Annotated in this window: 9 protein-coding genes and 1 pseudogene; 4 read left to right on the top strand and 6 right to left on the bottom strand. The window is 74.3% G+C overall.

The features are described 5' to 3' along the window. Positions 1-82 precede the first annotated feature (82 nt). Both fdhD and BIV25_RS35655 read right to left on the bottom strand, forming a co-directional pair. Positions 83-804: pseudogene (gene fdhD, locus BIV25_RS35660) on the bottom strand (formate dehydrogenase accessory sulfurtransferase FdhD); the annotation flags it as partial. 10 nt (positions 805-814) lie between these two features. Further along, positions 815-3,106, bottom strand: a complete 2,292-nt coding sequence (locus tag BIV25_RS35655; RefSeq protein ID WP_071376652.1) for an FdhF/YdeP family oxidoreductase — start codon at positions 3,104-3,106, stop codon at positions 815-817. A 149-nt stretch (positions 3,107-3,255) separates the two neighbouring features. On the opposite strand from BIV25_RS35655, the gene BIV25_RS35650 reads away from it, so the two are divergent. After that, positions 3,256-4,548: a molybdopterin molybdotransferase MoeA gene (locus BIV25_RS35650; protein ID WP_079177083.1), complete on the top strand. Its 1,293-nt coding sequence runs from the start codon at positions 3,256-3,258 to the stop codon at positions 4,546-4,548. A 301-nt stretch (positions 4,549-4,849) separates the two neighbouring features. Next, entirely contained in the window at positions 4,850-5,131 is a 282-nt protein-coding gene (locus tag BIV25_RS35645; protein ID WP_256256722.1) for a thioesterase family protein, read from the top strand. A 101-nt stretch (positions 5,132-5,232) separates the two neighbouring features. Here BIV25_RS35645 and BIV25_RS35640 read toward each other — a convergent pair whose 3' ends face one another. The 3 genes from BIV25_RS35640 to BIV25_RS35630 form a co-directional block, all read right to left on the bottom strand. After that, positions 5,233-5,595 carry an NUDIX domain-containing protein gene (locus BIV25_RS35640; RefSeq protein WP_071376651.1) on the bottom strand — a complete coding sequence of 121 codons (363 nt, stop codon included), beginning with the start codon at positions 5,593-5,595 and terminating at the stop codon, positions 5,233-5,235. Positions 5,596-5,675: 80 nt separating this feature from the next. Next, on the bottom strand, positions 5,676-6,557 hold the full coding sequence (locus tag BIV25_RS35635; RefSeq protein WP_071376650.1) for a diacylglycerol kinase family protein: 882 nt from the start codon (positions 6,555-6,557) through the stop codon (positions 5,676-5,678). A gap of 65 nt (positions 6,558-6,622) precedes the next feature. Further along, positions 6,623-8,227, bottom strand: a complete 1,605-nt coding sequence (locus BIV25_RS35630; protein ID WP_071376649.1) for an FAD-binding oxidoreductase — start codon at positions 8,225-8,227, stop codon at positions 6,623-6,625. Positions 8,228-8,366: 139 nt separating this feature from the next. On the opposite strand from BIV25_RS35630, the gene BIV25_RS35625 reads away from it, so the two are divergent. Continuing rightward, positions 8,367-8,966: a TetR/AcrR family transcriptional regulator gene (locus BIV25_RS35625; RefSeq protein WP_071376648.1), complete on the top strand. Its 600-nt coding sequence runs from the start codon at positions 8,367-8,369 to the stop codon at positions 8,964-8,966. Beyond that, positions 8,963-10,546: a glycerol-3-phosphate dehydrogenase/oxidase gene (locus BIV25_RS35620; RefSeq protein ID WP_071376647.1), complete on the top strand. Its 1,584-nt coding sequence runs from the start codon at positions 8,963-8,965 to the stop codon at positions 10,544-10,546. Before BIV25_RS35625 ends, BIV25_RS35620 begins: the two co-directional genes overlap by 4 nt. 101 nt (positions 10,547-10,647) lie before the next feature. Here the strand turns inward: BIV25_RS35620 and BIV25_RS35615 are convergent, their stop codons facing one another. Further along, the gene (locus tag BIV25_RS35615) at positions 10,648-12,099 is read right to left on the bottom strand and encodes a WGR domain-containing protein (RefSeq protein ID WP_071376646.1); all 1,452 of its coding nucleotides are present in this window, start codon (positions 12,097-12,099) and stop codon (positions 10,648-10,650) included. Between the last annotated feature and the right edge of the window lie 70 nt (positions 12,100-12,169).

Genomic DNA, 12,169 nt, shown 5'->3' with positions numbered 1-12,169 from the left:
CGCCTCGGTGCCCGTGGGGCTCGTGGTGGCCACGGTTCTGGACCGCATCGCCGGGGACCCGGGCCGCTGATCCCCCCGGCGGTCAGCCGACCGGCTGGGGCGCGAGGCGCTCGGCGCCGGTGTAGACGTTCATCGAGGTGCCGCGCAGGAAGCCGACCAGGGTCAGACCGGTCTCGGCGGCCAGGTCCACGGCCGGCGAGGACGGCGCGGAGACGGCGGCGAGCAGCGGGATCCCGGCCAGTACGGCCTTGTGCACCGGCTCGAAGGAGGCGCGTCCGCTGACCATGAGCACGGTTTCCGCAGCGGCAGCAGGCCGGAGCGCAGGGCGTGTCCGACGACCTTGTCCACGGCGTTGTGCCGGCCCACGTCCTCGCGCAGGCACAGCAGCTCGCCGTCGGCCGTGAACAGGCCGGCCGCGTACAGTCCGCCGGTGCTGTCGAACACCCGCTGGGCCGCTCGCAGCCGCTCGGGCAGCACGGCGAGCAGTTCCGGGCCCACGCTCGGCGGGTCCTCGGCCACGGACCATCTGCGCACCATGCGCACCGCGTCGAGGCTCGCGGCGGACAGGGCAACCCCGGGGGCGAGGGCGATGTCGACCACGTTGTAGGTGTTGCCGCCGTCCGCCGTGGCACCCGCGCAGTAGCGGATCCCGGTCACGTCAGCGGCGGCGTGGACGACACCCTCGCCGGCCAGGAACCCGGCCGCGGGGTCGAAGTCGTCGCCCGGGGTGCGCATGGTCACCGTGAGCGGTCGGCCGCCGGCCCGGATCTCCATGGGCTCCTCGGCGGCCAGGGTGTCGGGCCGGTGCGTCCCGTCATACCGCTGCGCTCGCGGGCTCCAGACGGACCAACACCCCTTTGGACGTGGGGGTGTTGCTGATGTCCGCGACGCTGTCCAGCGGCACCAGGACATTGGTCTCGGGGTAGTAGGAGGCGGCCGAGCCGCGGCTGGTGGGGTAGGCGACGACCCGGAAGTCCGCCGCCCGGCGCTCGCGTCCGTCGTGCCAGACCGCGACCAGGTCCACCAGGTCACGGTCGGCGAACCCGAGGTCCTGGAGGTCGTCGGGGTTGACGAGTACGACGCGGCGGGCGTTGTGGATGCCCCGGTAGCGGTCGTTCATCGCGTACGGGACGGTGTTCCACTGGTCGTGCGAGCGCAGCGTCTGGAGCAGCAGGTGCCCCTCGGGGATGTCGGGCATCGTGAAGTCGTTGCGGGTGAAGACGGCCTTGCCGCTCGGGGTGCGGAAGACGTACGCGTTGACCGGGTTGGGCAGCCGGAAGCCGCCGGGCCGGGCCACGCGGGCGTTGAAGTCCTGGAAGCCGGGGACGACGCGGGAGATGCGGTCGCGGACGGTGCCGTAGTCCGCCTCGAAGTCCTCCCAGGGGATGGCCGGGGTGTCGCCGAGGGTCCTGCGGGCCAGCCGGCTGATGATCGCGACCTCGCTGAGCAGGTGCGGGGAGGCCGGGGGCAGCTTGCCGCGGGAGGCGTGCACCTCGCTCATGGAGTCCTCGACGGTGACGAACTGCTCGCCGGCCGCCTGCACGTCCCGGTCGCTGCGGCCGAGGGTGGGCAGGATGAGGGCGATGTCGCCGCAGACCGCGTGGGAGCGGTTGAGCTTGGTTGAGATGTGCGCGGTGAGCCGGCAGCCGCGCATCGCCTCCTCGGTGACGTCGCTGTCCGGGGTGGCCCGGACGAAGTTGCCGGCGACACCGAGGAACACCTTGGCGGTGCCGTCGCGCATGGCCCGGATGCTGTCGACCGAGTCCAGTCCGTGCTTGGTGGGCGGGGTGAAGCCGAACTCGCGCTCCAGGGCGTCGAGGAACGGCTGGGGCATGCGCTCCCAGATGCCCATGGTGCGGTCGCCCTGGACGTTGCTGTGCCCGCGCACGGGGCACACACCCGCGCCCGGCCGTCCGACGTTGCCGCGCAGCAGAAGGAAGTTGACGACTTCGCGGATGGTCGGGACGCCGTGCTTGTGCTGGGTGAGTCCCATCGCCCAGCAGACGATGATCTTTCCGCTGCGCAGCACCTGTTCGTGGACGGCCTCGATCTCCTCGCGGCCGAGCCCGGTCGCGGCGAGGACGTCCTCCCACGCGATCTTCCGGGCGTGGTCGGCGAAGTCGGTGAAGCCGGTGGTGTGGGCGCTGATGAAGGCGTGATCGAGTACGGTGCCCGGGCGCTCGTCCTCGGCCTCCAGCAGCAGTCTGTTCAGCGCCTGGAACAGGGCGAGGTCGCCGCCGGGGCGGATCTGGAGGAACCGGTCGGCGATCGCGGTGCCCCGGCCGATCACCCCACGGGCCTTCTGGGGGTGCTTGAAGCGGAGCAGTCCGGCCTCGGGCAGCGGGTTGACCGCGATGACCTTGCCACCGCCCCGCTTGGTCTCCTCCAGCGCGGACAGCATGCGCGGATGGTTGGTGCCCGGGTTCTGTCCGACGACGAAGACCAGGTCTGCGGTGTGGATGTCGTCCAGCGAGACGCTGCCCTTGCCGATGCCGAGGGTCTCCATCAGCGCGGATCCGCTCGACTCGTGGCACATGTTGGAGCAGTCCGGCAGGTTGTTGGTGCCGTAGGCGCGGGCGAACAGCTGGAGCAGGAAGGCGGCCTCGTTGCCGACCCGGCCGGAGGTGTAGAAGAGGGCCTCGTCCGGGGAGTCCAGCCGGCGCAGTTCCGCGGCGAGCACCTCCAACGCCTCGTCCCAGCCGACGGGTTCGTAGTGTTCGGCGCCGGGCCGCTTGATCATGGGCTCGGTGAGCCGGCCCTGCTGGTTGAGCCAGTAGTCCGACTTCGCGCCCAGTTCGGCGATCGAGTGCTCGCGGAAGAAGTCGGCGGTGACGCGGCGCGTGGTGGCCTCGTCGTTGATGTGCTTGGCGCCGTTCTCGCAGTACTCGTTGAGGTGCCGCTTGCCCGCCGCGGGCTCGGGCCAGGCGCAGCCCGGGCAGTCGATTCCCTTGGCCTGGTTGATGTTCAGCAGGGTCAGCGCGGTGCGGCGTACGGAGGTCTGTTCCAGGGAGTACGTCAGCGCGTGCGTCACCGCCGGGACGCCGGTGGCCCAGCGCTTGGGCGCGGTGACCGACAGGTCGTCTACGGGGTCCTCGATGCCGCTCATGATCCGGCAGCATCCGCCTGGTCACGCGGCGAAGTCAAAGAGGTGTTTTCGATGAGCCGATAAGCAGCGGTTATCACATAGGCGGGACCTATCGGCCGGCAAACGGCCCCTCTTTGACTTCGCCGGAGGCCTGATCAACGATGACCGCCATGAGGGCTTCCCGGACGGACACGGCCGACGGCACGGCACCGCACGGAGCGGCATCGCGCGCCACCGCATCGCACGGTGCCGCGGCCGCGCCGGGCGCGCTGCGGGCCGGCCGGGACTGGGAGCGGGCCCGCTCGATCGCCGGGACCTGTGCGGCGCGGCCGCTGCCCGCGGGCCCTCGTTCCCTCGCCGACGCCCTCGGCCACGCGCTGGCCGAGCCGCTTCTCGCGCTCACCGATCTGCCGTCGTTCGACACCGCCGCGATGGACGGCTGGGCCGTGGCCGGACCGGGGCCGTGGCGGCTGGGCGGCACCGGAGTCCTCGCCGGCGAGGAGCCCGGACCGCTCGGCCGGGACACCGCCGTCCCGATCGCGACGGGCGCCCCGGTGCCGCCCGGCGCCACCGCCGTGCTGCGCCGCGAGCACGGCGGGGCGGACCCCGCGCAGCACCTGCTGTACGACCGCTCCCCCGGCCCGGTGTGCGAGGGGCAGGACATCCGGCCGCGTGGCCAGGAGTGCCGTTCCGGCGAGCCGCTGCTGCCGGCCGGCACCACTGTGACCGAACGCGTGCTGGGTCTCGCGGCGGCGGCCGGGTACGACCGGCTGACCGTGCATCGCCGCCCGAGTGTGGAACTCCTCGTCCTCGGCGACGAGTTGCTCGATCAGGGTGTGCCACGCGGCGGGCGGGTCCGGGACGCGCTCGGCCCGCTGCTGCCGCCGTGGCTGCGGCGCCGCGGCGCCGAGCTGATCGGCCATCACCGGGTCGCGGACGACCCCGGCCCGCTGTGTGAGGCCGTGCGCAGCTCACCAGCCGACGTCGTCATCACCACCGGAAGCACCGCGGCGGGCCCCGTGGACTTCCTGCACGACACGCTCCGGTCGGTGGGCGCCCGGCTGCTGATCGACTCCGTGGCGGTGCGACCCGGCCATCCGATGCTGCTCGCCGAGCTGCCCGCGACCGCGGACGGCCGGGCGCGCCGGCTGGTCGGGCTGCCGGGCAACCCGCTGGCCGCGGTGGCCGGCCTGGTCACGCTCGCCGAACCGCTGCTGCGCCGGCTCGGCGGCCATCGCGAGGCCGGTCCGGTCCGGCTGACGGCGACCGCCGCCCTGCCGGGACATCCCCGCGACACCCGGCTGCTGCCGGTGTTCACGTCCGGCCAGGAGGTGACACCGCTGCCCTTCGACGGCCCGGCGATGCTCCGCGGCCTCGCCCTGGCGGGCGCTCTCGCGGTGGTCCCACCGGGTGGTGTCAGGGCCGGCGCAGCTGTGGAGGTGCTGGAGCTGCCCTGCGGGTGAGCCCCCGGGGCACGGGCGTGAACGAGGCGCCGCACCTGGCAGATGGCGGCAGAAATCACCGGGGCGGTGCGCGCGGCGTCAGGGTCGGCCCCGGTGCAGACGCCCACGACCCGGGCGCAACCATGCGAAGCCGGTGACGCTGCGGCGGGCGAACCGCCTCCGGCAGCCGCACGCCCCGGCACGACGGCCGCCGCGGCACGGCGAGCCGCCTCCCGCCGACACGGCTCCCGCGCTGCCGGCGCCGGCCTGCGGCACTCCATGCCGTACGGCGGCCCGCGCTCGGCGGCACTAGCGTGGGGGCATGCGTCACGAGGTGACCGATGCCGACACCGCGGCCGTGGTGGGCAGCGGTGATGTGCCCGTCCTGGCCACACCCCGGCTGATCGCCTGGCTGGAGGCGGCCACCGTGCGGGCCGCCGCGCCCTTCACGGTGACCGGTCAGACCACCGTCGGCACCGAGGTCCGGGTCCGGCACGTACGGGCCACCCGGGTGGGCGGCCGGGTGGAGGTGAGCGCCCGGCCACTGCCGTCCACGACGGACCGGCGGCTGACCTTCCTGGTACGGGCCGTCGACGGCGCGTAGCCTGCTGGTCGCGACGGGCGAGATCGACCGGGCGGTGGTGGACCGGCAGCGCTTCCTCGCACAGGCACCCGACCCGGCGGTGGAGCACTGACCGGCACTGCTCACACCGGTGTGTGCCCCTCCAGGTACGTCCGTACGACCGCCGGGAGGACGGCGTCGGCGGTCTCGGCGAGGGAGGCCCAGCGCAGTCGGTCCGGCGCGAGACGGGCACCGTCGGACGGGGACTCGCTCAGCAACTGGCACACCACCGCGGTGGCCCCGTCCTGCGGGGTCAGGCTCTCGGTGCCGTCGACGAGGTAGCCGGTGAGTTCGTAGACGACGCGCGCCGCGGTGGCCTCGGCCGGCTCGGCCGGCTCGGGAGCGCCGGACGGCAGTCTCCAGCCCTCGCCGCGCTCCGCCAGCAGCAGCCGTCCGTCGTACAGCACGACGGCCTGCACCACGCCTTCGGCAGGCTCCAGCGTCATGAGCGACCAACCCCTCCCCCGGCGCGCCCGGCCGGGTGCCCCTCCCCTACCCAGGGCCGGGCACCCGCACGCAGCCCCGGTCAGTACAGCACCGGCAGGTCCCCGGGCCGGACCCGCACCGTCACCGGCACGGTGGCCTCGACCTCGCCGTCGGCGCCGTAGTAGACGGGCCGGTTCGCCTCGATGCGCAGTTCCCGGCCGCGCAGGACGCGCACCTCGGGGCGGCCGACGTGGCCGCCCGTCTTCAGCTCGTTCATGAGGGCGAAGAACAGCCGGCGGGGCGCCTCGCGGATCATCACGATGTCCAGCAGCCCGTCATCGACCCGGGCGCCGGGGGCGATCAGCCGACCGGAGCCGTAGTAGGGCGAGTTGGCGGCGACGACGGTGTACCCGCGGTGGGTGTGCTCCTCGCCGTCGACGGTGACGCGGTAGTCGGCCGCGCGCCAGCCGGTGACGGCGCGCAGGCCGCCCGCGTAGTAGGAGGCGGAGCCGCGCAGCAGCCGGGCGTGGTTGGCGTGCCGGTTGGCCACGGCGTCGACTCCGGCGTACACGCTGCCGAGGACCACGGTGCGTTCGTGGACGGCCGACTCCACCTCGACGGTGTCGACCGGCCGGGGCTCGGCGTGCAGCAGGATGCCCGCGAGGGCGGCCGGGTCGGAGGGCAGGTCCAGGGCGCGGGCGAAGTCGTTGCCACGGCCCGCGGGCACCAGGCCGAGGACGGCTCCGGTGCCGCTCAGCGCGCCGCCTATGCCGCCGGCGATGCCGTCGCCGCCGACGGCCAGGACGATCCGGCCGCGCTCGCCGGCCCGGCGCGCGAGGTCCTGGGCGTGGGCGAGGCTGTGGCTGTACTCCGTCTCCAGTTCGGCGCCGGCCTCGCGTAGCAGCCGGGCCAGGGGCAGCAGGGTCGCCGCCCCGGTGGAGCCGCCCGCGGTGGGGTTGACGACGGCGGTGAACTGTCGCATCGGATGTGCCTCCGGGGCGGTGACGGTCGCGCTGAGGGGACGGTGGGGTGGCCGGCGGGGCCGGGTCAGTCGGTCAGGCCGTGGCCGGGCAGCAGGACGCCGGGGTTGAGCAGGCCCTCGGGGTCGAGGCGGCGCTTGACCGCGCGCAGGGCCGAGATGCCGAGCGGTCCGGCCTCGCGGACGTACCAGTCACGGTGGTCGGTGCCGACGCCGTGGTGGTGGGAGATGGTACCGCCGGCGGCGAGCACAGCCTCGTTGGCCGCATGCTTGGCGGGCTCCCAGTGCGCGACCGGGTCCTCGCCCTGGGCGCTGACGACCGTGAAGTACAGCGAGGCGCCGTTCTCGTACACGTGGGAGATGTGGCACATCACCAGGGGCGGGGTGCCCGCCTCGGTGAGGGTGTCGGTGAGCGCGGTGCGCACGGCGGTGTAGAGGTCGGGGACACGCGACCAGAAGGCCGCCGTCTCCAGGGTCTCCGCGAAGGCGCCGACGTCGAGCAGCGCGTCGCGCAGGTACGGCGCCGAGAAGCGGCCGTGGGCCCAGCGCTCGCCGGGCTCGGTGCCGGCCGGCGTGCCGCCGCAGGCGGTGAGGACGGCGGCGGCCTGCTCCCGGCGGAGCGCGGTGTCCTCGGGCGTGCCCTCGTAGCCCGCGACGGCGAGGCAGCCTGCCGCGCTCTGGCTCAGGTCGCCGCCGATGGACTCGGGCTGGGCCAGGCCGATGAAGGTCTCGGTCTCGTCGGACAGACGCAGCACGGTCGGGCGGGGTCCGTCCTGGGCGAGCCGGCGCAGGGCGGCGGCTCCCTCCGCGAAGGAGGCGAAGCGCCAGCCTTCGTAGACGCACACCTCGGGGCGGGGGCGGATGCGGACGGTGACGGAGGTGATGACGCCGAAGGCGCCCTCGGAGCCGAGGATCAGCTGGCGCAGGTCGGGTCCGGCGGCGGAGCGCGGGGCGCGGCCGGTCTCGATGGTGCCCTCGGGGGTGGCGAGCGTCAGGCCGAGGACCATCTCGTCGAAGCGGCCGTAGCCGGCGGAGGCCTGGCCGCTGGAGCGGGCCGCTGCGAAGCCGCCGATGGTGGCCCACTCGAAGGACTGCGGGAAGTGGCCGAGGGTGAAGCCCTGTTCGGCGAGCAGAGCCTCGGCTTCGGGGGCGCGCAGACCGGGCTGGAGGACGGCGGTGCGCGAGACGGGGTCGAGGTCGAGCAGGGCGTCCATGCGGCACAGGTCCAGGGCGATGAACGCGCTGCGCTGCGGGGCGAGTCCGCCGACGACCGAGGTACCGCCGCCGAAGGGGACGACGGCGAGGCCGTGCGCCGCGCAGGCGCGCAGCACGGCGAGGACCTCGTCGTGCGAGCCGGGCAGGACGACGGCCTGCGGGACGTCCGTGAGGTCCGCGGCGCGGATGCGCAGCAGGTCGGGCGTGGACTTGCCGCGGGTGTGCCGGATGCGGCTCTCGTCGTCGGTGCGGACGTGCTCCGCGCCGCCGACGGCCTCGGTGAGCGCCTTGAGCGCGGCGGGCGAGGCCGTGGTGGCGGGCACCTGGATGTCGTCCAGCGCGAGGGCGGGGGTGGTGCGGGGCTTGACGCCGAGGAGGTCGCGGAGCAGGCCGGTCACCGAGTCGGGCAGGGGTGCCGCCTTGGCCGGGTCGCCCCAGCCGTTCCACAGCATGTCCATTGAACGGTCGTCCTCACAGGTCGGTGTGCTCGGTTCGGTGCTCGGTGTGTTCGAAGTGCTCGGTTCGCGCGACGGCCCGGCGGCCGTTGCCCGGGAGGGTCTTCTCCTGCCGGACCCTCGGGGCGTTACACTGTGACACATGACGCCTATTCGTCACAACGGTTCGGACAACGATCACGTGCTCGACGCGGTGCGAGACTGCGTGCTGGCCGTCGGAGTCCGCCGCACCACCCTCGCCGACGTGGCCCGCCGCGCCGGTGTCTCCCGGATGACGCTGTACCGGCGCTGGCCGGACCTGCGGACCCTGGTGGGCGATCTGATGACCCGGGAGTGGATCGACGTCGCCACCCGTGCCATCCCCGAGGCCGCGGACGGCACGGACACCCGCACCCGGATCGTGGACGGGCTGGTGGCGGGCGTCGAGGCGTTCCGGGCGCATCCGCTGTTCCGCAAGATCGTCGACGTCGATCCCGAACTGCTGCTGCCGTATGTGCTCGACCGGCGCGGAGCGAGCCAGGAGGCCCTGCTCGCGCTGCTGGCCGACGCGCTGCGCGAGGGCCACACGGACGGCTCCGTGCGCCGCGGCCATGTCGAACGGCAGTCCCGTGCGCTGCTGTTGACCGTGCAGTCCTTCACCCTGTCCCTGCGCACGATGACCGACGAGGACGATCCGGAGCTGGACTCCGCCGCGTTCCTCGACGAGTTGCGCACCCTCCTGGAGAGGATCCTCACGCCATGAGCCACACCAGGACCGACGCCGGCTCGTCGCTCGACGCATCGCGACGGGCCCGGGAGCTGACCGAGGCCGCGGACGGCAGGGTGGTGGACGTCCTGGTCGTCGGACTCGGCGCCACCGGTGCCGGTGTCGCGCTGGACGCGGCGGCCCGCGGCCTGGACGTGGTCGCGGTGGACGCCCACGACATGGCCTTCGGCACCTCCCGCTGGAGCTCGAAGCTCATCCACGGCGGGCTGCGCTACCTGGCCTCCGCGCAGTTCGACGTCGCGCACGAGAGCGCCGTCGAGCGCGGGGTGCTGATGACGCGTACGGCCCCGCACCTGGTGTCGGCGCAGCCGTTCGTCCTGCCGCTGACCCCGCTGGTGTCCCGTGCCCAGGGCTCGCTGGCGTGGGCCGGGCTGCGTGCCGGGGACGTACTGCGCCTCGCCGCCCGCACCCCGCGGCAGTTCCTGCCCGCCCCGCGCAGGCTCACGGCGACGGAGGCCCGGCATCTCGCGCCCTCGGTCCGCCCGGCCGGGCTGCGCGGCGGACTGCTGTCCTGGGACGGCAAGGTGACCGACGACGCCCGGCTGGTCACGGCGCTCGCGCGGACGGCCGCCGCGCACGGGGCCCGGGTGCTGACCCGGGTCCGGGCACTGGAGCTGACCGGCACGGGCGCCCGGATCCGCGACGAACTGACCGGCGAGGAGGGCGAGATCAGGGCCCGCGCCGTCATCAACGCGAGCGGGGTGTGGGCGGGCGACCTCGTCGAGGGCATCCGGATCCGCCCGTCCCGCGGCACTCATCTCGTCCTGCGCTCGGAGCGGCTCGGCGCGCTGCCGGCGGGCCTGCACATCCCGATCCCCGGCGAGACCAACCGCTTCGTGCTGGTCCTGCCCCAGGGCGACGGCCGGGTGTACGTCGGCCTCACCGACGAGCCCGTCGAGGGAGACATCCCGGACGTCCCGGAGGTACCCGAGACCGACATCGGCTTCCTGCTGGACGTCCTCGGCTCCGCCCTGGACACGCCGGTCACCCGGGACGAGGTCGTCGGCGCGTTCGCCGGGCTGCGCCCCCTGCTGGACACCTCCGCGCAGGACGGCCGGGACGGCGAAGCGGCCCGCACCTCCGACATCTCCCGACGGCACGCGGTGCTGACGTCCCCCGACGGCGTCACGACGATCGTCGGCGGCAAGCTCACCACCTACCGGCGGATGGCGCAGGACGCCGTGGACGCCGCGACCGCCGCCCGGGGCCTGCCCGCCGCCCCCTCGCGCACCGCCGCGCTCCCCCTGGTCGGCGCCGCCTCACCCGCGCGGCTGCGCGCCCTGCCCGCGCCGCCCCGGCTGATCCGCCGCTACGGCACCGAGGCCGAGGCGGTCCAGGCCCTCATGACCCGGGAGCCCGCGCTGTCCGAGCCGGTGCTGCCGAGCCACCCGGTCACCCGGGCCGAACTGGTGTGGGCGGCCCGGCACGAGGGCGCGCTGGACGAGTCCGACCTGCTGGACCGGCGCACCCGCATCGGCCTGGTCCCGGGGGACCGCGCCGAGGTGCTCGGCGTGGCGCGTGAGGTGCTGGCGGAGGCGGCGGCCGTACGGTCCTGACACTCCGGTCCGCCCGGGACGGGCCCGGAGCGGGGCCCGGACATCGGCGCCGACGCGCTCACGGCGGCACGGCGGTGGGCGGCAGGGCGTCAGGGGGCGGGTCACAGCAGACGGCGGATGTCACCGCGGACGCGGTAGAAGCCGCCGGCCGCCGGGTGCAGGGCGTCCACGACGTAGCGGGCGCCCGGTTCCCGTATCGCGCGCGGGAACTGGACGTTCCAGGAGGTGTCGTAGCCCTCGGACACCACGTGCACCCGCATCCGGCCGCCCTGCTGGACGCACTCGACCACGACCGATCCGACGGGAGCCCGGTCGACGGCGGACACCGCGGCCACGGCCGTGGCGGGCTGGTAGGCCGGCAGGGCGGCGGCGAGCTTGACGTCCCGCGCCACCGGCACCGTGCCCTGCTGGGCCGCGGAGACGGCCGCCTCGCTCGCGTCGACGCACACCAGCGAACCGTCGGTGGTCACCAGGTACAGGCGCTCGTCGCGGTACTGCATCGACAGCGCCGAGCCGCTGCCCGTGCCGAGCTTCCACAGCCGGGTGCCGTCCTGGTCGAAGCAGTAGACGGACGAGACGGCGTCCCCGGCGAAGACGAACCGGCCGCCCGGTGAGGTGGCGCAGGAGTAGACCGCGCCGTCACAGGCGTACGTCGCGTCGATCCGGCCCGTGGCCTTCGACAGCCGCTGGACCACGCGGTGCCCGGTGCCCGCGTAGACGGCGTCGTCCTCCTGCCAGCCGAACAGCACGCCGCCCCGGGTCGCCGTGTGCCACAACTCGCCGCCGCCGTCCGGCGCGTAGGCGGTGACGCCCCGGTGGTGGCCGTGGTACACGGCCCGGTCGTCGGCGCGGACCATCCAGGCGTGCTCGCCCTGGCCGCGGCGGGACCACTGGTGTTCGTCCTCGTGGTCGATGACGGTGAGGCGGCCCGCGCGGTCCGAGACGTTCAGCACGCCTTCGTGGATGTCCAGCCAGAAGATGTCGACGTCGGCGGCGATGTCGTACGCGGCGAACGGGAGCTTGGAGGACAGGTCGTAGACCTTGCCGTCGTCACAGCCGGCGTAGATCCAGAAGTCGTCGGCGACCAGGCACTTCACGCCGTCCGGCAGGCCGAACCGGGCGAGGACGGCGCCCTCGTGGTCCAGGGTGTAGACGTCCCCCGCCTGGTTGCCCACCCAGCAGCGGTCGTCGTCGACATGGATGCCGAACGCGGCCGAGCCGGTGCGAAAGCGCCACAGCACCGGAGCCACGGCGCGGGCGGTCGACGGGGCGGAGGCGACCTGACGCCGGGTCACCGCGCGCGGGGCGCGCTGCCCCTGGACGGCGGGGGCGTATCCCTTGCGGACCTTCTCCTCCACCTTCCTGGCGGCGGCCGCCCTCGCCCTGTCCGCGGTCGGGAACGTCGTCGTCTGGGTCTGCCCGGCGGCGCCGATCCTGCCGTAGCGCACCGTCACCACCAGGCCGTCGACGACGACTTCGTAGAACTTGTGGGCGCCGCCGCCCTCCTGCGACAGCTCCAGATACGTCGTCGACACCGCGGACGCCGTGGACATGGCAGACCCCTCCCCAGGACGGACCCACGGCCGTTCCCGCAGGTCCTCACTGATCACACCGTAGAGGCCA

The sequence above is a fragment of the Streptomyces sp. MUSC 14 genome, from assembly GCF_001866675.1.
GTDB lineage: Bacteria > Actinomycetota > Actinomycetes > Streptomycetales > Streptomycetaceae > Streptomyces.
The sequence above is the reverse complement of the archived record's forward strand: the minus strand, read 5'-3'. Positions and strand labels throughout refer to the sequence as shown.

Coding starts and splice junctions, on each gene's coding strand:
- BIV25_RS35615 (WP_071376646.1), bottom strand. CDS start 12,099: ATGTCCACGGCGTCCGCGGTGTCGACGACGTATCTGGAGCTGTCGCAG.
- BIV25_RS35630 (WP_071376649.1), bottom strand. CDS start 8,227: ATGGACATGCTGTGGAACGGCTGGGGCGACCCGGCCAAGGCGGCACCC.
- BIV25_RS35620 (WP_071376647.1), top strand. CDS start 8,963: ATGAGCCACACCAGGACCGACGCCGGCTCGTCGCTCGACGCATCGCGA.
- BIV25_RS35640 (WP_071376651.1), bottom strand. CDS start 5,595: ATGACGCTGGAGCCTGCCGAAGGCGTGGTGCAGGCCGTCGTGCTGTAC.
- BIV25_RS35625 (WP_071376648.1), top strand. CDS start 8,367: ATGACGCCTATTCGTCACAACGGTTCGGACAACGATCACGTGCTCGAC.
- BIV25_RS35650 (WP_079177083.1), top strand. CDS start 3,256: ATGAGGGCTTCCCGGACGGACACGGCCGACGGCACGGCACCGCACGGA.
- BIV25_RS35655 (WP_071376652.1), bottom strand. CDS start 3,106: ATGAGCGGCATCGAGGACCCCGTAGACGACCTGTCGGTCACCGCGCCC.
- BIV25_RS35645 (WP_256256722.1), top strand. CDS start 4,850: ATGCGTCACGAGGTGACCGATGCCGACACCGCGGCCGTGGTGGGCAGC.
- BIV25_RS35635 (WP_071376650.1), bottom strand. CDS start 6,557: ATGCGACAGTTCACCGCCGTCGTCAACCCCACCGCGGGCGGCTCCACC.